Source organism: Streptomyces sp. SDr-06, assembly GCF_003324565.1.
In the GTDB taxonomy this organism is placed as follows: domain Bacteria; phylum Actinomycetota; class Actinomycetes; order Streptomycetales; family Streptomycetaceae; genus Streptomyces.
On record NZ_QOLA01000009.1, the window covers coordinates 156,627 to 181,588 of the forward strand.

Below are 24,962 nucleotides of genomic sequence, written 5' to 3' on the forward strand. Positions count from 1 at the left end.
CTAGGTCAGCTGGCGAAGTCGGTGTACTCGTCGGCGGAGAGCAGGTCGCCCGGCTCGTCCGTGACCTTCACCTTGAACAGCCAACCGCCCTCGAACGGGGCCGAGTTGACGAGAGAAGGGTCGTCCACGACGTCCTGGTTGGCGGCGACGACCTCGCCGGTGACCGGGGAGTACAGGTCGCTGACCGACTTGGTGGACTCCAGTTCGCCGCAGGTCTCGCCCGCGGTCACCGTGTCACCCACCTCCGGAAGCTGTACGTACACGACGTCACCGAGCGCGTTGGCCGCGTGCTCCGTGATGCCGACCGTCGACACACCGTCCTCGGCGGCCGACAGCCACTCGTGCTCCTTGCTGTAGCGCAGCTGCTGCGGGTTGCTCATGACCTGGATTCTCCTGTACGCGGGGGAGTGCTGCTGACGGGGTCTCGCCGTGTGTCTCGCACAGTGGGACGAGAGGGGTGGTGCGAGGGGGACGGGAAGGTCACTTCTCGCGCTTGTAGAAGGGAAGCGCGACGACCTCGTAGGCCTCGTGCGTGCCGCGGATGTCGATGCCGACCCCGGGGGTGCCCGGCGCGGCGTGCGCGGCGTCCACGTACGCGATGGCGATCGGCCTGCCCAGCGTCGGGGACGGGGCGCCGGAGGTGACCTCGCCCACGACCGCGCCGTCCGCGACCACGGAGAACCCGGCGCGCGGCACCCGGCGGCCCTCGGCGATCAGCCCGACCAGCTTGCGCGGCGGGTTCGCGGCCGCCTTCTCGGCGGCGGCCTCCAGCGCCGCACGGCCCACGAAGTCGCCGTCCTTCTCGAACTTCACGACCCGGCCGAGACCGGCGTCGAACGGGGTGAGCGCGGTGGTCAGCTCGTGCCCGTACAGCGGCATGCCCGCCTCCAGGCGCAGCGTGTCGCGGCAGGACAGGCCGCAGGGCACCAGGCCCGCGTCCTGACCGGCCTCGGTCAGCGCGCGCCACAGCTGCTCGGCGTGCTCCGGCGCCACGAACAGCTCGAAGCCGTCCTCGCCGGTGTAGCCGGTGCGGGCGATGAGGGCGGGGACGCCGGCGACCGTGCCGGGCAGCCCCGCGTAGTACTTGAGGCCGTCCAGGTCGGCGTCCGTGACGGACTTCAGGATGCCGGGGGACTCGGGGCCCTGGACGGCGATCAGCGCGTAGGCGTCGCGGTCGTCGCGGACCTCGGCGTCGAACCCGGCGGCGCGCTCGGTGAGCGCGTCGAGCACGATCTGCGCGTTGCCCGCGTTGGCGACCACCAGGTACTCGGGGGTCTCGGGCTCGCCCAGGCGGTAGACGATCAGGTCGTCCAGGATCCCGCCGTCCTCCTGGCAGATCATCGTGTACCGGGCGCGGCCGGGGCCGATGGTGGCGATGTTGCCGACGAGCGCGTGGTTCAGCGCCTTCATGGCCTCGGGGCCGGTGACCGTGATCTCGCCCATGTGGGACAGGTCGAAGAGCCCGGCGCGGGTGCGGACGGCGTTGTGCTCGTCGCGCTCGCTCCCGTACCGCAGCGGCATGTCCCAGCCCGCGAAGTCGGTCATCGTGGCGCCCAGCGAACGATGCAGGGCATCGAGGGCGGTGAGGCGGGGGGCGTTGCTCATGGATGTGGCTCCAAGGTCCCGGGGCATGACGGTCGAGGACATCCTCCCCATCTGTCATCGGAACCTGAGAGGTTCACCGGCGCGCGCTGCGCGGCTCGGCTTGCACCTTGGGTGGGGACGCCCGGCAGGGGACGGCCCGCTTTTCAGATCTGCCTCGTCCGCGCGGTACGGGGCCTGAGAGATTCAAGGGAGGGACTTGCTCCTTCGGCGCCCCAGCTCACAGCTGCTGAGGACTCTCCCGCGCGGATTCGAACGGCCGGTATGCAGTTGGCGCGCACATCATTGCACGCATCCCGGAAGCGGCAAATCGGTTGGGACCCATTACCGTCTCTTTACACTTCATGGGCAGAGGTCGCGGGACCCGAACAGGGGGGAGTGCCATGACGGTTGGACACAACACGAGCCAGGTGCGGGAGACGGCCGCGCCACCGGGGCCGGGCCGCGGGGCGCCCGCGCGGCGCACCAGGCCGCTGATGTCCGAGGCGGTGCGCGACCTGCGCGGCCGTCCCGGGAGCACTCCGCCGGAGCTGCTGTTCGACGCGGGCGACGTCGTGGTGGTGTCGGGCCTGCCGGGCAGCGGCAAGACGACGCTGATGCGCCGCACCGTCACGGACCGCCGGATCGACTCGCAGGACACCCGCCGCGCCTGGCAGCGCCGGCTGCCCGGCGTTCCGTACGCCCTGTACCGCCCGCTGACCCGGACCGCGCACTTCGCCAGGACCTGGTGGGCGCTGCGCTCCGGCGACAGCCTCGTCGTGCACGACTGCGGCACCCAGGCGTGGGTGCGGCACTGGCTGGGGCGCGGCGCGCGGCGCAGGGGACGCGCGCTGCGGCTCGTCGTGCTCGACGTGCCGCCCGGCACCGCCCTGGAGGGCCAGGCCAGCCGGGGCCGCTGGGTGTCGAAGTACGCCTTCGCCCGGCACCGCGGCGCCGCCCGTCGGCTCATAGCCCAGGTGGAGGCCGGGCGGCTGCCGACCGGCTGCGCCTCGGCGGTCCTGCTCGACCGGGCGTCGGCCGACGTGCTGCGCCGGATCGGCTTCGCCGAGTAGCGGCCCGTCGCGCGCCGGGGCTTTTCCGGCGCCTTTCCCTGGGCCGCGGGTGCGGCGCTAGGGTCGTGGGGCACGACAGCAGTCGGGGGAGAAGGACGGCACATGAACTTTCCGGAGCAGGCGTTCGCGCATCCGCACGGCGGCGGAGGCTGGCCGGGCAACGAGCTGGAGGAGGCCCTGTCGGCCGCGCTCGGCCACCCCGACGCGGGCCCCAGGCTGATAGAGGTGCTCGGCCGCAACGCCGTGTGGGTGCCGCTGCCCAACGGCGGCAGCCAGGACAGCGCCGACCTCGACCTGCCGACCATGGAGCTCGGGGGCGCCCCCTACGTCCCGGTGTACAGCTCCGAGCAGCAGTTCCTGCAGTGCGTCGGCTCCCACATGTCGTTCGCCGTGGCCCCCGCCGTCGAGTTCGCCCGCGGCCTGCCGCCGCAGCTGGGCATCGTGGTCAACCCGGAGGGCGCGGTCGGGATGCCCCTGCCTCCGCCCGCCGTGGCCGAGCTGTGCCGTACGGGGCGTACCGCGCTCGACGGACCCGCGTCCGGTGCCCGGGTACGTCTCTTCGAGCCGGACTGGCAGGAGGATCCCGTCGACTTCCTGGCGGCCGCCTCCGAGGAGTTCGAGGCGACCGGCGTGGTGCTCAGCGCCCGCCGCGCGCTCGCCTCCATCGAGGGCGAGTCGCCCACGCTCTTCATCGCCGTGGAGTTCTCCACCTGGGACGGGGCGGGCCGCAACGCCCCCATGGAGGCGCTGGGCCGGGCGCTGGGCCGGGTCCCGGTCGGCTGGCCCGTCAACCTGGTCCTGCTCGACGTGACCCAGGATCCGGTCGCGACCTGGATGCGCGAGCGGGTGCGACCCTTCTACGCGCGGGCCCAGTAGCAACCCCGCCGGGTCCCTCGCGGCAGGTCCCGCCGGGTCATGGCGGTGTCTGTGCGGCGGCTTAACCTGGTTTCATGACCCTTGCACCCCCGCAGCCGCACGCGTGTGCCCGGGGCTGCGGGGCGGCGCAGGCGTCGGCACGGTGGATCGAAGAGGGGCGGGACCCAGGGTGAGCGCGTCAGGCACCGCGGCGGCCGGGCAGGTCGAGCACATGCTGCGCCAGGTGACGCCCGGGCGCTACGACGTGTACGAGGCGCTGCTGCACGCGCTCGCGGACCCGGCCACCGGCCAGGTCTGGATGCTGCTGTGGAACGGCCGGCCCGGCTCCCCGGACGCCCAGTACGGAAACATGGAGGTCGACGGCGCCGCCTACGCGCCCTGTGTGACCTCCGCCCAGGAGCTCGCCGCCAGCGGCTGGAACCGGGCGCACGAAGTGGCGGGCGCCCTGGACGTGGCCCGCGCCCTCTACCCCGACCGGTACGGGATCTGGCTCAATCCGCACGCCCCCGGCGGCGGTGTCGGCATCCCGTGGACCGATCTGCGCCGGATCGCCACCGGCCTCGACCGGATGCCCGCGGGGCCGCTGCGCCTGTCCGAACCGTCCGTGGAGATCCCGCAGTTCTACGCCCTGCTCGCGCAGAACGCGCACCGCACCCCCGCGGTGCGTTCGCTGCGCCGGGCCTGGGTGCAGCCCGCGCTCGGCACCCCGTATCTCGCGATCGGGCTCGACCTCTACGACACCGGCCCGCGGTCGGTCGACGCGGTGCGGGCGATGATGCAGCAGTCCATCGCCGCGGTGCCGGACGGGCTCGCGGTGTCCACGGTCGCGATGTCGGACGAGTACGACCCGGTCGCCATGTGGCTCAAAGCCGGCGCCCGTCCGTTCTACGACCGCGAGGCGCACGCCGCCCCGGCGCCCGGTACGGCCGGGTACGGCTACCCGCCGGCCGCCCCGCGCCCGTACTGATTCCCTCCCGGCACAGCGCACCAACCGGGACAGAACCCGTCAACTTCCCCAGCGCGTAAGGGGAATGTCCGTTCTGGTGGGGCGAAGACCGCAATAGGGCCCCGCGTCACTTGCGCCCCAACTTCCCCATGTCCGCCCCTGGTTCACAGGCGTCCGGATAACGGAAACCCTCTCTCCGCATCACGTTTACGCATACATTCGCCGCCAGGTCTGGCGGGTGATCGCGAGGCCATTGAAGACTCCCGGCATGCAGGGCCGTTCGGGCCCTTGTGCGAGCAGCTCGACCCGCTGCCCGGTGTCGCCCTCCGCTCGCACTGCTGATGGGAACGCGCCGCTACAGCGGCAAGTGCGGGCCGGTCACCGCCGGTTGAGAGGGGTCCTTGCCACGATGACGGCACCATTGCACGACACACCCGCCGACGCGGACCCGACCGCGGACATCAGTGTCACGCCCAGCGGCGAGACCAGAGCGGTCGAGGGGCGGTCGCTGGGCCGTATCGCCTGGAACCGGCTGAAGAAGGACAAGCTCGCCCTCACCGGTGGCATCGTTGTCGTGTTCCTGGTCCTCGTCGCGATCTTCGCGCCGTTGATCGTCGACGCGTTCGGCCACCCGCCGGACGACTTCCACGAGGACCAGATCGACCCGCTGCTCTCCACGCCGATCGGCAGCTGGGGTGGCATCAACTCGCACTTCCTGCTGGGAGTTGAGCCGGTCAACGGCCGCGACGTGTTCAGCCGGATCGTCTACGGCGCGCGCATCTCGCTGCTCGTCGGCTTCCTCGCGGCGGTCTTCGCGGTGCTCGTCGGCACCGTGCTCGGCGTGATCGCCGGCTACTTCGGCGGCTGGCTCGACGCCATCATCAGCCGCGTGATGGACATGCTGCTCTCCTTCCCGCAGCTGCTCTTCATCATCGCGCTGATCTCCGTGGTGCCCACCCAGCTCTTCGGGCTCAGCGGCACCGGGGTCCGGCTGCTCGTGATGATCCTGGTCATCGGCTTCTTCGGATGGCCGTACGTCGGGCGCATCGTGCGCGGTCAGACGCTGTCACTGCGCGAGCGCGAGTACGTCGAGGCGGCGCGCAGCCTCGGCGCGGGCCGCGGCTACATCCTGTTCAAGGAACTGCTGCCCAACCTGATCGCGCCGATCACCGTCTACATGACGCTGATGATCCCGACGAACATCCTCACCGAGGCGGCGCTCAGCTTCCTGGGGGCGGGCGTCAAGCCGCCCACGGCCTCCTGGGGGCAGATGCTGTCGACGGCTATCGCGACCTACCAGTCCGATCCGATGTTCATGATCATCCCGGGTCTGGCGATCTTCATCACCGTGATGGCGTTCAACCTCTTCGGCGACGGCGTCCGCGACGCCTTCGACCCGAAGGGCACCCGCTGATGCGGGAATTCGAAGACTCCGGCCCGGCGCACCGCACGGGCCGCGACACCCAAGACGCCCACTACGGAGGAAGCGAGATCGTGACAACCCTAGGTTCATCAAGGCGAAAGACGGCCGCCGGCGCGGCCATCGTCGTTGCGGCTCTGCTGTCCACCGCGGCCTGCGGCGGAGGCGGCAGCAGCGACGGCAAGGGCGGCAAGGCCCCCGGCTTCAACGCGGCCAACAGCAAGCTCGCGAACGCGTCGACGAAGAAGGGCGGGGAGCTCAAGTTCGTCGGCACCCAGGACGCCGACTCCTGGGACCCGCAGCGCGGTTACTACGGCTTCATGTGGGACTACGCGCGCTACTACACGCGCACGCTGATCACCTACAAGCCCGCCCCGGGCAAGGAGAGCGAGACGCTCGTCCCGGACATCGCGACGGGTCTCGCGGACGTCTCGGCCGACAAGAAGACGTACACGTACCACCTGAAGGACGGCGTCAAGTGGGAGGACGGCAAGCCCGTCACCTCCAAGGACGTCAAGTACGGCATCGAGCGCATCTGGGCGCAGGACGTCATCTCCGGCGGCCCCGTCTACCTGAAGGACGTCCTCGACCCGACCGGCGAGTACAAGGGTCCCTACAAGGACACCTCTCCCGACAAGCTGGGCCTGAAGGCGATCGAGACGCCGGACGACAAGACCATCGTCTTCAAGCTGCCGGCGCCCAACGTCGACTTCCAGCAGATGCTGGCCATGCCCTCGGGCAGCCCGGTCCGCCAGGACAAGGACACCCAGTCCAAGTACGGCCTGAAGCCCTTCTCGCTCGGCCCGTACAAGTGGCAGTCCTACGAGCCCAACAAGTCGATGGTCCTCGTCCGCAACGAGAACTGGGACCAGAAGACGGACGACGTCCGCAAGGCCCTGCCGGACAAGATCAGCCTCACCCTGCTGACCAGCGCCGACGACATGGACAGCCGTCTCATCAACGGTGACTACGACGTCGACCTCAACGGCACCGGCCTCAGCCCGGCCGGCCGCACCAAGGCGCTCCAGCAGTACAAGGGCAACGTCGACAACCCGGACACCGGCTACATCCGTTACGCGGTCTTCCCGCAGACGGTCGCGCCGATGGACAACGAGCACTGCCGCAAGGCCGTCATCTACGGTTCCGACCACAAGTCGCTGCAGACCGCCCGCGGTGGCCCGCAGGCCGGTGGTGACATCGCCACCAACATGCTGCCGCCCATCATCAGCGGTTCGGACCCGAAGTTCGACCCGTACGGCGTGACTCAGAACGACGGCGCGCAGAACATCGCCAAGGCCAAGGAAGAGCTCGGCCTCTGCGGCAAGCCCGGCGGCTTCTCGACCACCATCGCGGTCCGCAACAACAAGCCGGCCGAGGTCGCCACCGCCCAGTCGATGCAGGCCGCGCTGGCCAAGGTCAACATCAAGGCCGACATCGACCAGTACGACGGCTCGCAGACGACCGGCATCATCGGCAACCCCGAGGTCGTCAAGAAGAAGAACTACGGAATCATCATCATGGGCTGGGGCCCGGACTTCGCGTCCGGCCAGGGCTTCCTGCTCCCGCTGGTCGACTCCAAGTTCATCCTGCCCAACGGCAACAACAACTACTCGATGCTGAAGGACCCGGCGATCGACACCCTCTTCGACCAGGCCATCGCGGCCGGCACCCCCGAAGAGGCGGCCGGTATCTACAAGCAGATCAACCAGAAGGTCTCCGAGCACGCCGTCTACCTGCCGTTCGTCTTCGAGAAGAACGTCAAGTGGCGCAGCTCCCGGCTCACCAACGTCTACACGACGACCAACAACAACGGTTTCTACGACTACGCCTCGCTCGGCGTCGAGAAGTGACCGTCGTCCAATCGCTCCGCCGGCGCACCCGCCGCTAGGCACGAAGGGCAGGTGAAGGCCGTCGTGTGACGGGTCGGGGGTACCGCAATCCGGTGCCCCCGGCCCGCCGCCGGGCCGAGAGCAGTGCTCGCATATCTCATCAGGCGGCTGTTCGCCGCCATCGTGATGCTGCTGATCGTCATGCTGGTGACGTTCGGCATCTTCTTCCTGATCCCCAAGTGGACGGGCGTCGACCCGGCCACGATGTACGTCGGCAAGCAGTCCGACTCCGCCGCGCTCGAAGCGGTCCGCGAGAAGCTGGGTCTCGGCGACCCGATCTTCGTGCAGCTCTTCGACTTCGTGAAGGGCATCCTGGCCGGCCGCGACTACACCGGCGGCGGCTCCACGATCCACTGCGACGCGCCGTGCTTCGGCTACTCGTTCCGCAACGAGCAGGCCATCTGGCCGGTGCTCAAGGAGCGCTTCCCGGTCACGCTGTCGCTGGTCATCGGCGCGGCCATCCTGTGGGTCGTCTTCGGTGTGCTCACCGGCGTGGTGTCCGCCCTCAAGCGCGGCTCGCTGTGGGACCGGTTCTCCATGACCGTGGCCCTGGCCGGCGTCTCGCTGCCGATCTACTTCACCGGTCTGCTCTCGCTGGCGATCTTCACCTACGGCCTGCACTGGATCGACGGACAGTACGTGTCCTTCAGCGACTCGCCGGGCGGCTGGTTCAGCGGTCTGATCCTGCCCTGGATCACGCTCGCCTTCCTCCAGGCGGCGATGTACGCCCGCCTCACCAGAGCGACCATGCTCGAAGTGATGGGCGAGGACTACGTCAGAACCGCCCGGGCCAAGGGCCTGAGCGAATCCACCGTCATCGGCAAGCACGCCATGCGCTCCACCATGGCGCCGATCCTCACGGTGCTCGGCATGGACATCGGCGCCCTCATCGGCGGCGCGATCCTCACCGAGACCACCTACAGCATCCCGGGCCTGGGCCAGGCCGTGCTGCGCGCGATCGGTGAGCGCGACCTTCCGGTGATCCTCGGCGTCACGCTGATCACCTCGGCGGCGGTGATCTTCGCGAACCTCGTCGTGGACCTCCTGTACGCCGTGATCGACCCCCGAGTGAGGCTCGCATGACCGACCTGAACAAGACCGGAGCCGCGGTCGGCGAGCCGGTCGCGGCGGAGCGGCCCTCGGACGCGTTCCTCGACGTGCGCGACCTGAAGGTCCACTTCCCGACCGACGACGGCCTGGTCAAGTCCGTCGACGGGCTCAGCTTCTCGCTGGAGAAGGGCAAGACCCTCGGGATCGTGGGGGAGTCGGGCTCCGGGAAGTCCGTCACCTCGATGGGCATCATGGGCCTGCACACGGCCGGCCAGTACGGCAAGCGCAAGGCGCAGATCTCCGGCGAGATCTGGCTGAACGGCAAGGAGTTGCTCTCCGCCGACCCCGACGAGGTGCGCAAGCTGCGCGGCCGCGACATGGCGATGATCTTCCAGGACCCGCTGTCCGCGCTGCACCCGTACTTCACCATCGGCAAGCAGATCATCGAGGCGTACCGGGTCCACCACGACGTCGACAAGAAGGCCGCCCGCACCCGGGCGATCGAGATGCTCGACCGGGTCGGCATCCCCCAGCCCGACAAGCGCGTGGACTCCTACCCGCACGAGTTCTCGGGCGGCATGCGCCAGCGCGCGATGATCGCGATGTCGCTGGTGAACAACCCCGACCTGCTGATCGCGGACGAGCCGACCACCGCCCTGGACGTCACCGTGCAGGCGCAGATCCTCGACCTGATCCGGGACCTGCAGAAGGAGTTCGGCTCCGCGGTCATCATCATCACCCACGACCTGGGCGTCGTCGCCGAGCTCGCCGACGACATCCTGGTGATGTACGGCGGCCGGTGCGTGGAGCGCGGGCCCGCCGAGAAGGTCTTCTACGAGCCCCGCCACCCCTACACCTGGGGTCTGCTCGGCTCGATGCCGCGCATCGACCGGGAGGAGACCGAGCGCCTCATCCCGGTGAAGGGCTCCCCGCCGTCCCTGATCAACATCCCGTCCGGCTGCGCCTTCAACCCGCGCTGCCCGTACGCGGACGTGCCCAAGGACAACATCACCCGGACCGTACGCCCCGAGCTGGCCGACGGCGGCAGCGGTCACTGGACCGCCTGCCACATGACGCCGGACGAGCGGGAGCGCATCTGGACCGAAGAGATTGCGCCCAAGCTGTGAGCGAGGACAAAGGCGTGACGGACAACGACGTGACGATTCCCGCGCAGAGCAAGGGAGCGGTCACGACCACCAAGGACGCGGCCCCCGGCGAGGTCCTGCTCAAGGTCACCGGTCTGCAGAAGCACTTCCCGATCCGCAGCGGTGTGCTGAAGCGGCAGACCGGCTCGGTCAAGGCCGTCGACGGCATCGACTTCGACGTGCGCTCCGGCGAGACGCTCGGCGTGGTCGGCGAGTCCGGCTGCGGCAAGTCGACGATGGGCCGCCTCATCACCCGGCTGCTCGAACCGACCGGCGGCACGGTCGAGTTCGAGGGCCGGGACATCACCCACCTCGGTGTGCGCGGCATGCGGCCGATGCGCCGCGACGTCCAGATGATCTTCCAGGACCCGTACTCCTCGCTGAACCCGCGGCACACGGTCGGCGGCATCATCTCCGCCCCCTTCAAGCTGCAGGGCGTCAACCCGGAGGGCGGGATCAAGAAGGAGGTCCAGCGCCTCCTGGAGGTCGTGGGCCTCAACCCCGAGCACTACAACCGCTATCCGCACGAGTTCTCCGGCGGCCAGCGCCAGCGCATCGGCATCGCCCGCGCGCTCGCGCTCAACCCGAAGCTGGTCGTGGCGGACGAGCCGGTCTCGGCGCTCGACGTGTCGATCCAGGCACAGGTGGTCAACCTCCTCGACGACCTCCAGCAGGAGCTCGGCCTCACCTACGTGATCATCGCCCACGACCTGTCGGTGATCCGGCACGTCTCGGACCGGATCGCGGTCATGTACCTGGGCAAGATCGTGGAGTTGGCCGACCGCAAGTCGCTGTACGCGGCGCCGATGCACCCGTACACCAAGGCGCTGATGTCGGCGGTGCCGGTGCCCGACCCCAAGCGGCGCGGCATGAAGAGCGAGCGGATCCTGCTGAAGGGCGACGTCCCCTCGCCGATCTCGCCGCCCAGCGGCTGCCGGTTCCACACCCGGTGCTGGAAGGCGACGGAGATCTGCAAGACGCAGGAGCCGGTGCTCGTGGAGCTGAAGCCCGGCCAGCGGGTGGCCTGCCACCACCCGGAGAACGCGCCGGACCAGGCCCCGGGCGAGACGGTCCTGCCGGAGGCCAGGGAGTCGATCGACCTCGTGACGATCGGCGAGGCGGAGCCGACGGAGTCGGCCGAGCCGACCGAGGTGGCTGAGGTCTCCGAGGCGTCGGTGACGACCGAGGTACCTGAGGCGGCCGAGGCGTCTGCAACCACGGATGCGGCGGAGTCGACCGAGGCCGCCGAAGTGGACGGGACCTCCGAGACGTCTGAGTCCGGGGAGGCGCCCGACGCGACCTCGGAGAGCGCCCCCGCGACGCCCTCCGCGCCGAAGGGCGAGAAGCCCGAGAAGCCCGCGAAGGCCGGTAGGGACGGCAAGGCCGGAGAAACCGGACCGGACGACACCGTTCAGGAGTCAACCGACAAGTAGGGCATGACAGTTCGGCAAAGTCATGTTCATGCCGAAGCGGGAGAGTGCAGAGTCTGCGTGTCCGTACCAACGGCATGCGTTCGAAGGGCAGACTCATGGCACTCTCCCGTTCGGCACGTCGTACCTCCCGGCTGCTCGCCCTCACCACCGCGGTGGCCGCCGGGTTCACCATCGCCGCCGCGCCCGCGGCCTCGCCCGGGGCCCCGGGCATCGGCGATCCGTACTTCCCCAATCTGGGCAACGGCGGCTTCGACGCCCTCCATTACGACCTCGGCGTCAGCTACAACCCCGATTCCGGGCGCCTGGACGGGCGCACCACCCTCACGGCCCGGGCCACCCAGAACCTCTCCAGCTTCGACCTGGACCTCCAGAAGCTCACCGTCGACTCGATCCGGGTGAACGGCAGGCCCGCCGACTTCCGCAGAACCGGCGACGAGATCGTGATCACCCCGCGCCACCGGCTGCGCAGGGGCGAGGAGTTCCAGGTCACGGTCGTCTACGGCGGAGTGCCCCAGCCGCTGAGCGGGCCCATCGTCTTCGGGTCCGACTACGGCTGGATGAAGACCAAGGACGGCGTGTTCGTCGCCTGCGAACCCAACGCCGCCTCCACCTGGTTCCCGTCCAGCGACCATCCCTCCGACAAGGCGACGTACGACATCCGCATCGACGCGCCCAAGGGCCTCACCGGGGTGTCCAACGGCCGCCTCGTGGACTCCCATGACAGCGGCGGCCGATCGTACTTCCACTGGCGCGAGTCCAAGCCGATGGCGACCTACCTCGCCACCGCGTCCATAGGAAAGTTCGACGTGAAGACGGGCCGGACGCCCGCGGGCACCCCCATCTACGTGGCCATCGACCCGGCCCTGGCCAACCAGAACACGGTCGACGTGTACGCGGTGACCGCCGAGGCCACCGACTACTGGTCCAAGCTCTTCGGCCCCTACCCCTTCGAGGAGACCGGCGCGGTCGTCGACGACATGCCGCAGGCCGGGTTCTCCCTGGAGACGCAGACCAAGCCGAGCTATTCGGCCGTACGCAATGAGACGACCATCGTGCACGAACTCGCGCACCAGTGGTTCGGCGACTCCGTCTCGGTCGCGCACTGGAACGACATCTGGCTCAACGAGGGCTTCGCGACCTACGCCCAGTGGCTGTGGGCCGAGCACCGCGGGACCGCGACCGCCCACACGTCCTTCCTCAACAGGTACAACTCGATCCCGGCCTCCGCCGACTTCTGGAAGATCGAGGTGGCCGACCCGCAGCGCGACACGATGTTCGCCTCAGCGGTCTACCAGCGCGGCGCGATGATGCTCCAGGTGCTGCGCGAGCGCATCGGTGACCAGGCCTTCTTCAAGCTGCTCCCGGCCTGGACGAAGGCGCACCGCTACCACAACGCCGACACCGAGGACTTCATCCAGCTCGCCGAGAAGGTCTCGGGCCAGTCGCTCGACGGCCTGTTCCAGAAGTGGATCTACGACACGGGCAAGCCCGCGCTCTGAGCCCGGCCTGTGCCGAGGGGCACCCCGCGATGAGTAAAAATGCGGGGTGCTTCACGAACTGTTCAGTCCCTCCGTCCAGCATGCGCTGGACCTCGTCGGAATCTTCGTCTTCGCGATCTCCGGCGCCCTGCTCGCCGTGCGCAAGAACTTCGACGTGTTCGGCATCGCGGTGCTCGCCGAGGTCACCGCGCTGGGCGGAGGGCTGTTCCGCGACCTCATCATCGGGGCGGTCCCGCCGGCTGCCTTCTCCGACCTCGGGTACTTCGTGACCCCGCTGCTCGCCGCCGTCCTCGTCTTCTTCCTCCACCCCGAGGTCGAGCGCACCCAGACCGCGGTCAACGTCTTCGACGCGGCGGGGCTCGGCCTGTTCTGCGTCACGGGCACGACGAAGGCGTACGACTACGGGCTGGGGCTCACCTCCTCGGCGGCGCTGGGGCTCGCGACGGCGGTGGGCGGCGGCGTGCTGCGCGACGTCCTCGCCAACGAGGTTCCCTCGCTGCTGCGTTGGGACCGCGACCTGTACGCGGTGCCCGCGATCGTCGGAGCCACCATGATCGTGCTGTTCATCCGCTTCGACCTGCTCAACGCGGGGACCAGTGGGCTCGCCGTGATCACCGCGTTCCTGCTGCGCATCGCCGCGCTGAAGTACCACTGGCGGGCGCCGCGGGCGTGGAACCGGCGGAGTTCGACGCTGGAGGAGGTATGAGGGGGCGGCCGGGAGCGGGTCCGACGAGGGCATAACAAAAAGCTACCGCTCAGTAATTTATCGGTGTACGGTGCTGCGCATGGCACAGGCATCGTCACAGGTACTCCCCGCCGCGATCGGGGACAGCGAGTTCGACCGCGACACCGCGGTCACCCGGCGGGAAGCGGGGGTCTACGACGCGGAGCTCTCGGCGGGCTGGACCATCATCCACGCCGTCAACGGCGGCTATCTGCTCGCGCTGCTCGGGCGGGCGCTCGGCGACGCGCTGCCGCACCCGGACCCGTTCACCGTCTCCGCGCACTACCTCACGCCGTCCGTGCCCGGGCCTGCGGTCATCCGCACCCAGGTCGTGCGCACCGGCCGCACCCTCTCCACCGGGCAGGCCTCGCTCTTCCAGTACGACGAACACGGCGCGGAGGTCGAACGCATCCGGGTCCTCGCCTCGTACGGGGACCTCGACGCGCTCACCGACGAGGTGCGCACCACCGCCCTGCCGCCCGCGATCCCGCCCCTCTCGCACTGCATCGGCGCGACGGATGCCCCCGACGGCAGCCGGCCCCCGATCCCCGGCAGTTCGGCGATCACCGACCGGCTGATGCTCAAGCTCGACCCGACCACGCTCGGCTGGGCGGTGGGCGCGCCCTCCGGGAAGGGCGAGATGCGGGCGTGGTTCGGGCTCGCGGACGGGCGCGACGCGGACCCCATCTCGCTGCTGCTCACCGTCGACGCCCTGCCGCCGACCTCCTTCGAGCTGGGCCTGAAGGGCTGGACCCCGACGGTCGAGCTCACCACCCACATCCGCTGCCGCCCGGCACCGGGGCCGCTGCGGGTGTCCATCACCACGCGGAACCTGGCCGGGGGGTTCCTGGAGGAGGACGCGGAGGTCTGGGACTCGGCGGACCGCCTGGTGGCCCAGTCCCGCCAACTGGCCCGCGCCCCCCGCCCCTGACCCCGGCGCACCGCATCCCGCCCAAGGGGCGCGGGGAACTGCGCGATCAGCCACGTGTGGCCCGCAGCCGAAGGCAAAGCCGACCAAGTGCCGCGCAGGCGGGCGGGCGCCTGCCCAGGCGCGGCGTGGGGGATTCTGAGGCCGTGAAATCCGATCGGCTGCTCTCCATCCTCCTCCTGCTCCAGACCCGCGGCCTCGTCCCCGCCACCGACCTCGCCGAGCGGCTCGACGTGTCCGTGCGGACCATCTACCGCGACGTCGAGGCGCTCTCGGCATCCGGCGTGCCGGTCTACACCGAGCGCGGCCGGCACGGCGGCATCGCCCTGCTCGACGGATACCGCACGGACGTCACGGGGCTCACCGCCGACGAGTCCCGCGCCCTGTTCGTGCTCGCGGCGCAGGGCGCGCACACCGCCCTCGGTCTCGACGACGCGCTCGGCTCAGCCCTGCGCAAGGTCATGGCCGCGCTGCCCGAACCGCACCGGCCCGCCGCCGAGTTGACCAGCCGCCGCATCCTGGTCGACCCGGAACGCTGGATGCGCACGGCCGCCCCCGCCGTCGACCTGGACGTCCTCAACACCGCCGTCTTCGCCGACCGCCGACTCCGGTTGAGCTACCGGCACAGCGGCGCCGCCCGACCGAACACGTACACCGTCGACCCGTACGGGCTCGTCGTGAAGGCCGGGGTCTGGTACCTCGTCGCCGATCACCGGGCCGCGCCCCGGCTGTTCCGCGCCGAGCGGGTCCGCTCCGCCCGGCTCACCGACGAGCCGGTGCGCCGTCGGCCCGGCGTCGAACTCGCCGACGTGTGGGAGCGGTTGCGCCGCGAGGTCGAGCGTCGTCCGGCGGACGTACTGGTCAAGGCCAGGGTGCGCAACGACCGGCTCGACCTCTTCGTCCGCCTGCACGGGGCACAGCTCACCGCCGCGCCGCGGGCGGAGGCAGCGGGGGAGTGGACCGCCGTGGAACTCGCGGTGAGCGAACTCCGCGCCGTCCGCCAGTTCCTGAGCTTCGGCGCCCACGTGGAGATCCTTCAGCCCCGCGCGGCCCGCGACGTCCTCGCCGAAGCGGCGTCGGAGATCAGCCGCCTCTACGCCTCGTAGACAGGGAGCGGGCGGGAGCGCCGCACGTCCGGCGCACTCCTCAGTCCCCGTCCCGCAGGGACCCTCTAGTCCAGCCAGTGGCGGCGGCCCAGCGTCACCAGGCGGAGTTGGGCGCGGGCCGTGGCGAGGACCGGGGCCTCCTCGCCCTCCAGCAGGGCGGACGCCGTCATCACCATGTGGTCGACGTACACCCCGGCCAGCATGCGCAGGTCCTCCCGGGACCAGCCCGTCGACTGCGGGTCGGCGCCCAGCGCCTCGGCCACCTCGTCGGCGAAGCGGCGCAGTTGTACGCCGATCGCCTCGCGGACCGGGGCGACCCCGCCGTGCCGTTCGCGGGCGATGAAGCGGACGTGCGCGGGGTGCGTGCGCACATGGGCGGCGATGAGCGCGACCGCCCGGTCGATGCGCTCGTCGCTCGACCCGGTGGTGACGATGGCCGCGCGGATCGTGTCGTGCAGGCTGCCCAGCGCCTGCTCGACCAGCGCGACGCCGAGGTCGGCGGTGTCCTTGAAGTGCCGGTAGAACGCGGCCGGCGCGACCCCCACGGCCCGGGTGACCTCGCGAAGCCCGAGGCTGCTCAGGCTCTGGTGCTCCAGGAGCTGGAGCGCCGAGTCCATGAGGGCCTGGCGGGTCTTCTGCTTCTGGGCCTGCCGGATTCCGAGAGTGTGGCTCATACCACTCAGTAAACATGTGTTCGCCGAAGTTGGGAAGACTAGACTCATCAGTCAGTGAACAGTCGTACTCCCAAGGCTGGTTGACCCAGGCGGGATGCATCGCCCGTTCCGCCGCACACAGAAAGGGATCCCATGCTTTTCCTCGTCGCAGCCCTCCTCCTGCTGGGGGTCGTGCTGGGCTCAGCGGCGCACCTCCCGCTCCCGGTCACCCTGGCCGTCGCCGGTGTCATCGGCGTCTGGCTGCTCGTCTTCGCCGCCCGCGAACGCCTCTCGCACCGAAAGGGCTGACCATGGAACTCACCGCGATCCGACGCCGCACCCGCCCCCACGCTCTGAAGGAGCAGGGGGGACCCCCATCCCGTGACGCCGACGGGATGGCCATCGCGGCCTTCGTCCTCGGCCTGCTCGGGCTGCTCGTGATGAACGTCGTCCTCGGCCCGATCGCCATCGTGCTGTCCTCGCTCTCCCTCCTGTACGGGACCAAGCGCCGCGGCCGCGCCTTCCTCGGACTCGCCCTGGGCGTGGCCGACCTCGTGGTCCTTGTGGCCCTCGTCATGGCGGACCACACCGTCTCCTGGGGCCTCGGCGGCTGAAACCCCGCCCGGCCCTCGGCCGGAACTGCGGCACGGCCCGCCCGGCGCGGCTCGTAGAATCGGGCCCACCATGGCTTACCTCGACCACGCCGCGACCACCCCGATGCTTCCGGAGGCGGTCCGGGCGATGACCGCCCAGCTGACCGCCACCGGCAACGCGTCCTCGCTGCACGCCGCCGGGCGGCGGGCCCGCCGCACCGCCGAGGAGGCCCGCGAGGAACTCGCCGAAGCGCTCGGCGCCCGTCCCAGCGAGGTCGTCTTCACGGCCGGCGGCACCGAGGCCGACAACCTCGCCGTCAAGGGCCTGTACTGGGCCCGCCGGGACGCCGATCCGCGCCGGACCCGCGTCCTGGCCAGCCCCGTCGAGCACCACGCCGTGCTCGACGCGGTGGACTGGCTCGCCGAGCACGAGGGCGCCACCGTCGAGTACCTGCCCGTCGACCCCTACGGCAGGGTGAGCCCCGAGGCCCTGCGCGACGCCATCGGGCGCGACCCCGACGACGTCGCCCTGGCCACCGTCATGTGGGCCAACAACGAGATCGGCACCATCATGCCGGTCGCCGAACTGGCCGCGGTGGCCCGGGAGTTCGACGTGCCGCTGCACGCCGACGCCGTCCAGGCCTTCGGCCAGCTCGACGTGGACTTCGCCGCCTCCGGGCTCGCCGCCATGACCGTCTCCGGTCACAAGGTGGGCGGCCCGTACGGCATCGGAGCCCTGCTTCTGGGCCGCGAGTACACCCCCGTCCCCGTGCTGCACGGCGGCGGCCAGGAGCGGCACGTGCGCTCCGGCACCCTCGACGTCCCCGCCATCGCCTCCTTCGCGGTCGCCGGACGGCTCGCCGCCGAACGGCGCGGCGCGTTCGTCCGGGACGTCGGCGGGTTGCGCGACCGGCTCGTGGAGGCCGTGCTCAAGGCCGTGCCCGACGCGATCCTCGGCGGTGACCCGGACCCGGCGGGCCGCCTGCCCGCCAACGCGCACTTCACCTTCCCCGGCTGTGAAGGCGACTCCCTCCTGCTGCTGCTCGACGCGCAGGGCATCGAATGCTCCACCGGCTCCGCCTGCACCGCGGGCGTCGCCCAGCCCAGCCACGTCCTGCTCGCCACCGGCACCGACCCCGACCTGGCCCGCGGCACCCTGCGCTTCTCGCTGGGCCACACCTCCACCGAGGCCGATGTCCAGGCGGTCGCGGACGCCATCGGCCCCGCCGTCGAGCGGGCCCGCACCGCGGGGCTCGTCTGACCCCGAAAACCCCGGGCCGGCCCCAGCCGCTCAGGCCGGGCGGGCCGCGCCGACCAGCCGGAGATAGCGCGCCCAGTCCCAGTACGGCCCCGGATCGGTGTGGTCGGTGCCCGGCACCTCGACGTGCCCGATGATGTGCGTACGGTCGACGGGTATGCGATAGCGGGCGCATATCGTGGCCGTCAGCCGCGCCGACGACGCGTACATGGCGTCCGTGAAGGACGACGCCTCCTCGACGTACCCCTCGTGCTCTATGCCGACGCTGCGCTCGTTGTACTTCCGGTTGCCCGCGTGGAAGGCGACGTCCAGCTCCCGCACGGTCTGCGCCAGGTGCCCGTCCTTGCGCACCACGTAGTGGGCGGCCGCCTTGTTCTCCGGGTCCTGGAACGTTTTCAGGGCGCTGTCGAAGCTGCCCTGCACGACATGGATCACCACCCGGTCCACCGGGTAGTCGTCCGGCCGGTCCGCCATCCGCCAGTTCGCCGGGTCCGCCGCCACCCACTGGGCGCCCGCGTAGTCCAGCTCTCCGGCCTTGCGCGGCTTGTGCGGCCGCGCCTGCGGGGCCTTCAGATAGCCGATGGTGCCGACCACCACCACGGCGCCCCCGATCAGCAGCCCCCTGCGGCTGGTCGCCATACGCCCCGCCCCCGTCGCTTCCCGTACCGCTCCCCGCGGGCTCCGTGGAATCCTGGATCGGACCCCTTCGACAGGCACAACGGATACTCCCGCGCCCCCGGTTCCCGATCCCACGTACCCTTACGAGTGCTATGACTCAGACTCCGCCGCAGCCCTCGCCGATGACCTCCCCGCGTCCCCTGCGCGTCCTCGCCGCCATGTCCGGCGGTGTGGACTCCGCCGTCGCCGCCGCCCGGGCCGCCGAGGCGGGGCACGACGTCACGGGCGTGCATCTCGCGCTCTCCGCGAACCCGCAGTCCTTCCGCACCGGGGCCCGCGGCTGCTGCACCATCGAGGACTCCCGGGACGCGCGCCGCGCCGCGGACGTCATCGGCATCCCCTTCTACGTCTGGGACCTGGCGGAACGCTTCCGCGAGGACGTCGTGGAGGACTTCGTCGCCGAGTACGAGGCGGGCCGTACGCCCAACCCGTGCCTGCGCTGCAACGAGAAGATCAAGTTCGCGGCGCTGCTCGACAAGGCGCTCGCGCTCGGCTTCGACGCCGTGTGCACCGGCCACTACGCGACCGTCGTCCTCACGGAGGACGGCACCCGCGAGCTGCACCGCGCCTCCGACATGGCCAAGGACCAGTCGTACGTCCTCGGCGTGCTCGACGAGCGCCAGCTCGCCCACGCGATGTTCCCGCTCGGCGACACGCTCACCACCAAGGACGAGATCCGCGCCGAGGCCGAGCGCCGGGGCCTGGCGGTCGCCAAGAAGCCCGACAGCCACGACATCTGCTTCATCGCCGACGGCGACACCCAGGGCTTCCTCGCCCAGCGCCTCGGCAAGGCCGAGGGCGACATCGTCGACGAGTCCGGCACGAAGATCGGCAGCCACGAGGGCGCCTTCGGCTTCACCATCGGCCAGCGCAAGGGCCTGCGCATCGGCCACCCGGCCGCCGACGGCAAGCCCCGCTATGTCCTCGACATCTCCCCGGTGAACAACACGGTCACCGTCGGGCCCGTAGAGGCCCTCGACGTCACCGCCCTCGGCGCGATCAAGCCCCGCTGGTGCGGCACCGCCCCCGAGAGGCCCGGCACATACACCGCGCAGCTGCGCGCCCACGGCGGCGAGACCGAGGTCACTGCCGAGCTGATCGACGGCGAGCTGCGGGTGCGCTTCGCCGAGCCGGTCCGCGGTGTCGCCCCCGGCCAGGCGATCGTCCTGTACGACGGCACGCGCGTGGTGGGCTCGGCGACGATCGCGACGACCGAGCGGGCCGCCGCGAGCGTCTAGAGGCACTCGCGTCGAGGCGGGGGTCCCAGCGGGCTCCCGCCTCGGAAGCGCGCCTCACACGGAGGGCCGCGCCTGAGCGACCCGCAGGACGATCTTGCCCCGGGTGCGGCCGCGCTCGCCGTACTCGTGTGCCTCGGCCGCGTCCGCGAGGTCGAACACCGTGTCGATCTCGGCCCGCAGTCGGCCCTCCTCGACCAGCGCCGCGATGGCCAGCATCCCCGCGTAGTCCGCCTCCACCAGGGTGAAGCCCGCCCGGACGCCCAGGTCGGCGGCCTCGTCGAGCAGCCCGTCCTCGTCCGCGGACGCGATCGAGACCAGGACGCCGCCACGGTGCAGCACCTTCAGGGAGCGGCTGCCGTAGGCGCCGCCGATGGGGTCGAGGACGACGTCCACGTCCCGCACCGCCCCGGTGAAGTCGACCGCGGTGTAGTCGATCACCTCGTCCGCGCCCAGACCGCGCACGAAGTCGTGCTTGGCGGCGCTCGCCGTGCCGATGACGTACGCGCCGTGCGCCTTGGCGATCTGCACCGCGAGGTGGCCGACGCCACCGGCCGCGGCGTGGATCAACACCCGCTGCCCGGCGGCCAGTCGAGCCGTCTCGACGAGCGACTGGTACGCGGTGAGGGAGGCCAGCGGCAGCGCCGCCGCCTGGATGTGGTCGATCCCGGCGGGCTTGCGCGCGAAGTGCCGGGCCGGGGCGGTGACGTACTCCGCGTACGCGCCCGCCTGGTGCGGGAAGCGCGGCATGCCGAACACCTCGTCGCCGGGCCGGTACAGGGTGACGCCGAAGCCCACCGCCTCGACCGTGCCGGAGACGTCCCAGCCGAGGATCGGCGGCGTGCCCATCACCGCGAGACCGCCGCTCGCGCGGACCTTCCAGTCGGCGGGGTTGACGCCTGCCGCGTGCACCCGCACCAGGATCTCGGCGGGACCCGGTTCGGGCCGCTCGGTCTCGATCTCGGCGAGCACTTCGGGGCCGCCCCATCGAAGGGGGCTGATGGCGCGCATCGTCTGGGACATGTCTGATCCTTTTCAGGGTGTTTCCGCTGGTGGAAGCACCAGACTGCCCTCCGTGTTCCTCCTGTGGTGCTGGCCGTTTGGCCAGGATGTGACAGGATCTGGCCATGGCCGTACGACAGAGAACGCACCAGGTGGCGGTGCTCGCCCTCGATGGAGTCGTCTCCTTCGAGCTGGGCATCCCGTCCCGGATCTTCGACAGCGCCCGGGGGCCGGGCGGCGAGAAGCTGTACGAGGTGACCGTCTGCACCGTCGACGGGCGGCCGGTGCGGACCGAGGCCGGATTCTCGGTCGCCGTCGAGCACGGCCCCGAGGCGCTCGCCGCGGCCGACACCGTGGTGATCCCGCCGACCCACACCCTCGGCGCGATGGCCGAGGGCGGCCCGCTGCCCGAGCCGCTCGCCCGCGCCTTCGCGCGGATCCGGCCCGGCACCCGCATGGTCTCCATCTGCACGGCGTCCTACGTCCTGGCCGCCGCCGGGCTGCTGGACGGGCGGCCCGCCACCACGCACTGGTGCGACGCGGCCGCCTTCGCGCGCACCTTCCCGGGTATCGAGGTGGACCCGGGCGTCCTGTTCGTCGACGACGGGGACGTGCTGACCTCGGCGGGCGCCGCCGCCGGCATCGACCTGTGCCTGCACCTCGTGCGCCGCGACCACGGCAGCGCGGTCGCCAACCGGGCCGCCCGGCACTGCGTCGTCCCGCCGTATCGCGACGGCGGCCAGGCCCAGTACATCGAACGCCCGGTCCCCGAGCCGACCGTGGCCAGCACCGCGGCCACCCGCGCCTGGGCGCTGGAGCGCCTCCAGGAGCCGCTCTCACTGGGGGAGATGGCCGCCCACGCGCGGATGAGCCTGCGCACCTTCACCCGCCGCTTCCGCGAGGAGGCGGGCATGACGCCGGGCACCTGGCTCACCGCCCAGCGCCTGGAAGTGGCCCGCCAGCTCCTGGAGTCCAGCGACCTGCCGGTGGACCTGGTCGCCCACCGGGCCGGGTTCGGCACCGCCAACTCGCTGCGCCAGCACATGCGTTCCGTGCTCGGCGTCTCGCCGGTCGCCTACCGGCGCACTTTCCAGGTCGCCGCGCGGGTCTGAGCCCGGCCGAGCTACTCGGTGACGGTCTCCACCTCGTAGAAGCAGAGGTGGTCCTTGATCTCGGCCACGTCCGGCTTCGGGTCCGGGTAGTACCAGACGAGGTCGGGCGCGTCCGGCAGTGACCAGTAGGAGGCCGTGCCCTTGAACGGGCACTACGTCTGGGTCCGGGACGGGGTCAGCAGGTCCGTGCGGACGTCCTCGGGCGGAAGGTAGTAGCGGACGGGGAGCCCGGTCTCGCGCAGCAGCAGCGGACGGCGGCTCTCGGCGAGCACCTGCCCGCCGTGCACGACCCGCACATGCTCGCTGCCCCGCTCGATGGTGATGCTGTGTCCTGTCTGCCGTGTCGTCATACGAGGTGCAGCGTTTCGCGGGCCGCGCTTCTTCCCCGCCCCCGCCTCGTATCGTTGCCGCATGAACATCTGCGTCTTCCTCTCCGCCGCCGACCTCGACGAGCGCTACACGCGTCCCGCCCGCGAGTTCGCCGAACTTCTCGGCAAGGGCGGTCACACCCTGGTGTGGGGCGGCTCCGAGAGCGGCCTCATGAAGGTGGTCGCCGACGGCGTGCAGCAGGCGGGCGGCAGGCTCGTGGGCGTCTCGGTCGACTTCCTGGCGGCCAAGGCGCGGCAGAACGCCGACGAGATGGTCGTCGCCAAGGACCTCGCCGAGCGCAAGGCGCTGCTGCTCGCCAAGTCCGACGCCGTCGTGATCATGGTGGGCGGGACCGGCACCCTGGACGAGGCGACCGAGATCCTGGAGCTCAAGAAGCACGGCAGGACCACCAAGCCGGTCGTCCTGCTGAACACCGCGGGCTTCTACGACGGCCTCAAGGAGCAGTTCCGCCGCATGGAAGACGAGGGCTTCCTGCCCGTCCCCCTCACCGACCTGGTCTTCTTCGCCGAGGACGGCGTCGCGGCCCTCGCCTACCTGGAGGAGTCCCTCGGCGTCCAGTAGTGGTCCGGTAGTGCGAGCATGGCCGGTATGGCTACTCACCTGATCACCGGCGCCGGATCCGGCATCGGCGCGGCCGTCGCGCGCCGCCTGCACGAGCGCGGCGACGAGCTCATCCTGCTCGCGCGCGACTCGGGCCGCGCCAAGGAACTCGCCGGACGGTACCCGGGCGCCCGCACCCTCGTCGGCGACCTCGCCGACCCCGACCGCCTGTCCTGGGCCTTCGACAAGCAGCCCATGCCGGACCAGCTCGACTCGCTGCTGCACATCGCGGGCATCGTCGACCTCGGCCCGGTCGGCGAGCTGCGCCCCAAGACCTGGCACCAGCAGCTCAACGTCAACCTGATCGCGCCCGCCGAGATCACCCGCCACCTGCTGCCCCAACTCCGCGCCTCGCGCGGCCACGTGGTCTTCGTGAACTCCGGCGCCGGCCTGGCCGCCCACGCCGAATGGGGCGCGTACGCCGCCTCCAAGCACGGCCTCAAGGCGCTCGCCGACTCGCTGCGCCACGAGGAGCACGCCCATGGCGTGCGCGTGACCTCGGTCTACCCGGGCCGCACCGCCAGCCCCATGCAGGCCAAGGTGCACTCGCAGGAGGGCAAGGAGTACAACCCGGCGAGGTTCATCGACCCCGAGTCGGTGGCCACCACCATCGTCATGGCCATCGACCTGCCGGCCGACGCCGAGGTCAACGACCTCACCGTGCGCCCCGGCAAGTAGCGCCGAACGGGCCCCGCGCCCGGTTGCGTACGCTTCCGGGGTGAGCGAACAGAGCAATTTCCCCTGGGGGCCCGCCACCGGGGTCGGTTCGATGCCGGGCGGCGACGCGCGGGAGACCGCCAAGACCGTCACCGGATCGCTGATCGGCGCCGAGGGGGCGAGCGGCGACTTCCCGCACCTCGCGGAGCTGCCCGCGCGCGGCCCCGGCGCCGACATGATCGGGCGGACCATCGGGCTCCTTGTCGAGATGTACGGACATGTGGAGCCCAGCGGCTGGCGCGTCAGCGACCGGCCCGGCCGGGACACCCGCCGGGCCCGGTCCTGGCTCGGCGAGGACCTCGACGCCCTGGAGGAGTTCACCCAGGGCTACACCGGCCCGCTGAAGGTGCAGGCCGTCGGGCCGTGGACGCTGGCCGCCGCCCTGGAGCTGCGGGGCGGCGAGCTCTCGCTCGGCGACCCCGGCGCCTGCCGCGACCTCGCCGGATCGCTCGCCGAGGGCCTGCGCGACCACCTCGCCGAGGTGCGCCGCCGGGTGCCCGGCGCCCACATCGTGCTCCAGCTCGACGAGCCCTCCCTCACCGCCGTGCTGCGCGGGCAGATCCGGACCGCCAGCGGATACCGCACCCACCGGGCCGTCGACCGGCAGATCGTGGAGGGCGCCCTGCGGGACGTCGTCGCCGTGCACGACGGCCCCGTCGTCGTCCACTCCTGCGCCCCCGACGTTCCGTTCGCCCTGCTGCGGCGGGCCGGGGCCGCCGGGGTGTCGTTCGATTTCTCTCTGCTCACCGAGCGTGATGACGAGCAGATCGGCGAAGCCGCCGAGAGCGGCGTCAAGCTGTTCGCCGGAGTGGTGCCCGCCACCGACGGCCCATTGTCAGACCCTGCCGGTAGCGTCATGGGTGTCAGGACGCTGTGGCGCAGGTTGGGGCTGAATCCGGGGACTCTGGGCGAGTCCGTCGTGATCACCCCAACATGCGGCATGGCCGGTGCGTCCCCCGCCTACGCGCGGGCCGCGCTCGCCCACTGCGTCCGGGCGGCGAGATCGCTCGCGGACAACCCTGAGTGACGGGGAAGACGGGAAACGGGAGGACAT

The 24,962-nt window shown here is 71.1% G+C and carries 25 protein-coding genes, 1 pseudogene and 1 riboswitch; of the genes and pseudogenes, 20 read left to right on the forward strand and 6 right to left on the reverse strand.

Going from position 1 to position 24,962, the window contains the following annotated elements; genetic code table 11:
- Positions 1-5 precede the first annotated feature (5 nt).
- Both gcvH and gcvT read right to left on the reverse strand, forming a co-directional pair.
- Positions 6-380: a glycine cleavage system protein GcvH gene (gene gcvH, locus DT019_RS20235; RefSeq protein WP_114038278.1), complete on the reverse strand. Its 375-nt coding sequence runs from the start codon at positions 378-380 to the stop codon at positions 6-8.
- 100 nt (positions 381-480) lie between these two features.
- Positions 481-1,605 (reverse strand): glycine cleavage system aminomethyltransferase GcvT, encoded by a 1,125-nt coding sequence (gcvT, locus tag DT019_RS20240; RefSeq protein WP_114038279.1) that lies wholly within the window; start codon positions 1,603-1,605, stop codon positions 481-483.
- Positions 1,606-1,758: 153 nt separating this feature from the next.
- Positions 1,759-1,856, reverse strand: a riboswitch (glycine riboswitch).
- Between the two features lie 129 nt (positions 1,857-1,985).
- On the opposite strand from gcvT, the gene DT019_RS20245 reads away from it, so the two are divergent.
- From DT019_RS20245 to DT019_RS20300, 12 genes are all read left to right on the forward strand, one after another.
- On the forward strand, positions 1,986-2,654 hold the full coding sequence (locus DT019_RS20245) for an AAA family ATPase (RefSeq protein WP_114038280.1): 669 nt from the start codon (positions 1,986-1,988) through the stop codon (positions 2,652-2,654).
- A 102-nt stretch (positions 2,655-2,756) separates the two neighbouring features.
- Positions 2,757-3,530, forward strand: a complete 774-nt coding sequence (locus tag DT019_RS20250; RefSeq protein WP_114038281.1) for an enhanced serine sensitivity protein SseB — start codon at positions 2,757-2,759, stop codon at positions 3,528-3,530.
- A gap of 169 nt (positions 3,531-3,699) precedes the next feature.
- Positions 3,700-4,497, forward strand: a complete 798-nt coding sequence (locus tag DT019_RS20255; protein ID WP_114038282.1) for an enhanced serine sensitivity protein SseB C-terminal domain-containing protein — start codon at positions 3,700-3,702, stop codon at positions 4,495-4,497.
- A gap of 388 nt (positions 4,498-4,885) precedes the next feature.
- Entirely contained in the window at positions 4,886-5,890 is a 1,005-nt protein-coding gene (locus DT019_RS20260; RefSeq protein WP_053726220.1) for an ABC transporter permease, read from the forward strand.
- Between the two features lie 80 nt (positions 5,891-5,970).
- Entirely contained in the window at positions 5,971-7,746 is a 1,776-nt protein-coding gene (locus DT019_RS20265) for an ABC transporter substrate-binding protein (RefSeq protein WP_223279669.1), read from the forward strand.
- Positions 7,747-7,869: 123 nt separating this feature from the next.
- Positions 7,870-8,868 (forward strand): ABC transporter permease, encoded by a 999-nt coding sequence (locus tag DT019_RS20270; RefSeq protein ID WP_114038284.1) that lies wholly within the window; start codon positions 7,870-7,872, stop codon positions 8,866-8,868.
- Entirely contained in the window at positions 8,865-9,962 is a 1,098-nt protein-coding gene (locus DT019_RS20275) for an ABC transporter ATP-binding protein (protein ID WP_114038285.1), read from the forward strand. The genes DT019_RS20270 and DT019_RS20275 overlap by 4 nt, the downstream gene beginning before the upstream one ends.
- Before the next feature lie 29 nt (positions 9,963-9,991).
- Positions 9,992-11,413 (forward strand): dipeptide ABC transporter ATP-binding protein, encoded by a 1,422-nt coding sequence (locus tag DT019_RS20280; RefSeq protein WP_189389766.1) that lies wholly within the window; start codon positions 9,992-9,994, stop codon positions 11,411-11,413.
- A 95-nt stretch (positions 11,414-11,508) separates the two neighbouring features.
- Positions 11,509-12,912 (forward strand): M1 family metallopeptidase, encoded by a 1,404-nt coding sequence (locus DT019_RS20285; RefSeq protein ID WP_114038367.1) that lies wholly within the window; start codon positions 11,509-11,511, stop codon positions 12,910-12,912.
- Positions 12,913-12,958: 46 nt separating this feature from the next.
- Positions 12,959-13,618 (forward strand): trimeric intracellular cation channel family protein, encoded by a 660-nt coding sequence (locus DT019_RS20290; RefSeq protein ID WP_114038287.1) that lies wholly within the window; start codon positions 12,959-12,961, stop codon positions 13,616-13,618.
- A 79-nt stretch (positions 13,619-13,697) separates the two neighbouring features.
- Complete coding sequence (locus tag DT019_RS20295) at positions 13,698-14,567, forward strand: thioesterase family protein (RefSeq protein ID WP_114038288.1); 870 nt, start codon at positions 13,698-13,700, stop codon at positions 14,565-14,567.
- 143 nt (positions 14,568-14,710) lie between these two features.
- Positions 14,711-15,670: a helix-turn-helix transcriptional regulator gene (locus DT019_RS20300; protein WP_114038289.1), complete on the forward strand. Its 960-nt coding sequence runs from the start codon at positions 14,711-14,713 to the stop codon at positions 15,668-15,670.
- Between the two features lie 65 nt (positions 15,671-15,735).
- On the opposite strand, the gene DT019_RS20305 is transcribed toward DT019_RS20300, so the two are convergent.
- Positions 15,736-16,344, reverse strand: a complete 609-nt coding sequence (locus DT019_RS20305) for a TetR family transcriptional regulator (RefSeq protein WP_114038290.1) — start codon at positions 16,342-16,344, stop codon at positions 15,736-15,738.
- Between the two features lie 132 nt (positions 16,345-16,476).
- On the opposite strand from DT019_RS20305, the gene DT019_RS39640 reads away from it, so the two are divergent.
- The 3 genes from DT019_RS39640 (at position 16,477) to DT019_RS20315 (ending at position 18,177) form a co-directional block, all read left to right on the forward strand.
- Positions 16,477-16,632 carry a hypothetical protein gene (locus DT019_RS39640; RefSeq protein ID WP_162952519.1) on the forward strand — a complete coding sequence of 52 codons (156 nt, stop codon included), beginning with the start codon at positions 16,477-16,479 and terminating at the stop codon, positions 16,630-16,632.
- Between the two features lie 2 nt (positions 16,633-16,634).
- Entirely contained in the window at positions 16,635-16,937 is a 303-nt protein-coding gene (locus DT019_RS20310) for a DUF4190 domain-containing protein (RefSeq protein ID WP_114038291.1), read from the forward strand.
- A 70-nt stretch (positions 16,938-17,007) separates the two neighbouring features.
- Positions 17,008-18,177: a cysteine desulfurase family protein gene (locus DT019_RS20315; protein ID WP_114038292.1), complete on the forward strand. Its 1,170-nt coding sequence runs from the start codon at positions 17,008-17,010 to the stop codon at positions 18,175-18,177.
- Between the two features lie 30 nt (positions 18,178-18,207).
- Here DT019_RS20315 and DT019_RS20320 read toward each other — a convergent pair whose 3' ends face one another.
- Positions 18,208-18,813 (reverse strand): N-acetylmuramoyl-L-alanine amidase, encoded by a 606-nt coding sequence (locus tag DT019_RS20320; protein ID WP_114038293.1) that lies wholly within the window; start codon positions 18,811-18,813, stop codon positions 18,208-18,210.
- Between the two features lie 131 nt (positions 18,814-18,944).
- Between DT019_RS20320 and mnmA the strand changes: the two genes are divergently transcribed.
- Positions 18,945-20,090, forward strand: a complete 1,146-nt coding sequence (mnmA, locus tag DT019_RS20325; protein ID WP_114038294.1) for a tRNA 2-thiouridine(34) synthase MnmA — start codon at positions 18,945-18,947, stop codon at positions 20,088-20,090.
- A gap of 54 nt (positions 20,091-20,144) precedes the next feature.
- On the opposite strand, the gene DT019_RS20330 is transcribed toward mnmA, so the two are convergent.
- Positions 20,145-21,110, reverse strand: coding sequence for an NADP-dependent oxidoreductase (locus DT019_RS20330; protein ID WP_114038295.1), 966 nt, complete (start codon positions 21,108-21,110; stop codon positions 20,145-20,147).
- A 104-nt stretch (positions 21,111-21,214) separates the two neighbouring features.
- Here DT019_RS20330 and DT019_RS20335 point away from each other — a divergent pair, with 104 nt between their 5' ends.
- Complete coding sequence (locus DT019_RS20335; protein WP_114038296.1) at positions 21,215-22,201, forward strand: GlxA family transcriptional regulator; 987 nt, start codon at positions 21,215-21,217, stop codon at positions 22,199-22,201.
- An 11-nt stretch (positions 22,202-22,212) separates the two neighbouring features.
- Here the strand turns inward: DT019_RS20335 and DT019_RS20340 are convergent.
- Positions 22,213-22,551 (reverse strand): annotated as a pseudogene (locus tag DT019_RS20340) (DUF427 domain-containing protein).
- 61 nt (positions 22,552-22,612) lie between these two features.
- On the opposite strand from DT019_RS20340, the gene DT019_RS20345 reads away from it, so the two are divergent.
- The 3 genes from DT019_RS20345 to DT019_RS20355 are packed head-to-tail and all read left to right on the forward strand — an operon-like array spanning position 22,613 to position 24,935.
- Positions 22,613-23,152: a TIGR00730 family Rossman fold protein gene (locus DT019_RS20345; protein WP_114038297.1), complete on the forward strand. Its 540-nt coding sequence runs from the start codon at positions 22,613-22,615 to the stop codon at positions 23,150-23,152.
- A gap of 27 nt (positions 23,153-23,179) precedes the next feature.
- Positions 23,180-23,869 (forward strand): SDR family oxidoreductase, encoded by a 690-nt coding sequence (locus tag DT019_RS20350; protein ID WP_189389749.1) that lies wholly within the window; start codon positions 23,180-23,182, stop codon positions 23,867-23,869.
- Positions 23,870-23,909: 40 nt separating this feature from the next.
- Entirely contained in the window at positions 23,910-24,935 is a 1,026-nt protein-coding gene (locus DT019_RS20355) for a methionine synthase (protein ID WP_114038299.1), read from the forward strand.
- Positions 24,936-24,962: the final 27 nt, after the last annotated feature.

Bases quoted from the DNA above. Each gene is read 5' to 3' on its own strand.
- gcvH (WP_114038278.1), bottom strand. From the start codon at position 380: ATGAGCAACCCGCAGCAGCTGCGCTACAGCAAGGAGCACGAGTGGCTG.
- gcvT (WP_114038279.1), bottom strand. From the start codon at position 1,605: ATGAGCAACGCCCCCCGCCTCACCGCCCTCGATGCCCTGCATCGTTCG.
- DT019_RS20245 (WP_114038280.1), top strand. From the start codon at position 1,986: ATGACGGTTGGACACAACACGAGCCAGGTGCGGGAGACGGCCGCGCCA.
- DT019_RS20250 (WP_114038281.1), top strand. From the start codon at position 2,757: ATGAACTTTCCGGAGCAGGCGTTCGCGCATCCGCACGGCGGCGGAGGC.
- DT019_RS20260 (WP_053726220.1), top strand. From the start codon at position 4,886: ATGACGGCACCATTGCACGACACACCCGCCGACGCGGACCCGACCGCG.
- DT019_RS20275 (WP_114038285.1), top strand. From the start codon at position 8,865: ATGACCGACCTGAACAAGACCGGAGCCGCGGTCGGCGAGCCGGTCGCG.
- DT019_RS20285 (WP_114038367.1), top strand. From the start codon at position 11,509: ATGGCACTCTCCCGTTCGGCACGTCGTACCTCCCGGCTGCTCGCCCTC.
- DT019_RS20295 (WP_114038288.1), top strand. From the start codon at position 13,698: ATGGCACAGGCATCGTCACAGGTACTCCCCGCCGCGATCGGGGACAGC.
- DT019_RS20305 (WP_114038290.1), bottom strand. From the start codon at position 16,344: ATGAGCCACACTCTCGGAATCCGGCAGGCCCAGAAGCAGAAGACCCGC.
- DT019_RS39640 (WP_162952519.1), top strand. From the start codon at position 16,477: ATGCTTTTCCTCGTCGCAGCCCTCCTCCTGCTGGGGGTCGTGCTGGGC.
- DT019_RS20310 (WP_114038291.1), top strand. From the start codon at position 16,635: ATGGAACTCACCGCGATCCGACGCCGCACCCGCCCCCACGCTCTGAAG.
- DT019_RS20315 (WP_114038292.1), top strand. From the start codon at position 17,008: ATGGCTTACCTCGACCACGCCGCGACCACCCCGATGCTTCCGGAGGCG.
- DT019_RS20320 (WP_114038293.1), bottom strand. From the start codon at position 18,813: ATGGCGACCAGCCGCAGGGGGCTGCTGATCGGGGGCGCCGTGGTGGTG.
- mnmA (WP_114038294.1), top strand. From the start codon at position 18,945: ATGACTCAGACTCCGCCGCAGCCCTCGCCGATGACCTCCCCGCGTCCC.
- DT019_RS20330 (WP_114038295.1), bottom strand. From the start codon at position 21,110: ATGTCCCAGACGATGCGCGCCATCAGCCCCCTTCGATGGGGCGGCCCC.
- DT019_RS20335 (WP_114038296.1), top strand. From the start codon at position 21,215: ATGGCCGTACGACAGAGAACGCACCAGGTGGCGGTGCTCGCCCTCGAT.
- DT019_RS20345 (WP_114038297.1), top strand. From the start codon at position 22,613: ATGAACATCTGCGTCTTCCTCTCCGCCGCCGACCTCGACGAGCGCTAC.
- DT019_RS20350 (WP_189389749.1), top strand. From the start codon at position 23,180: ATGGCTACTCACCTGATCACCGGCGCCGGATCCGGCATCGGCGCGGCC.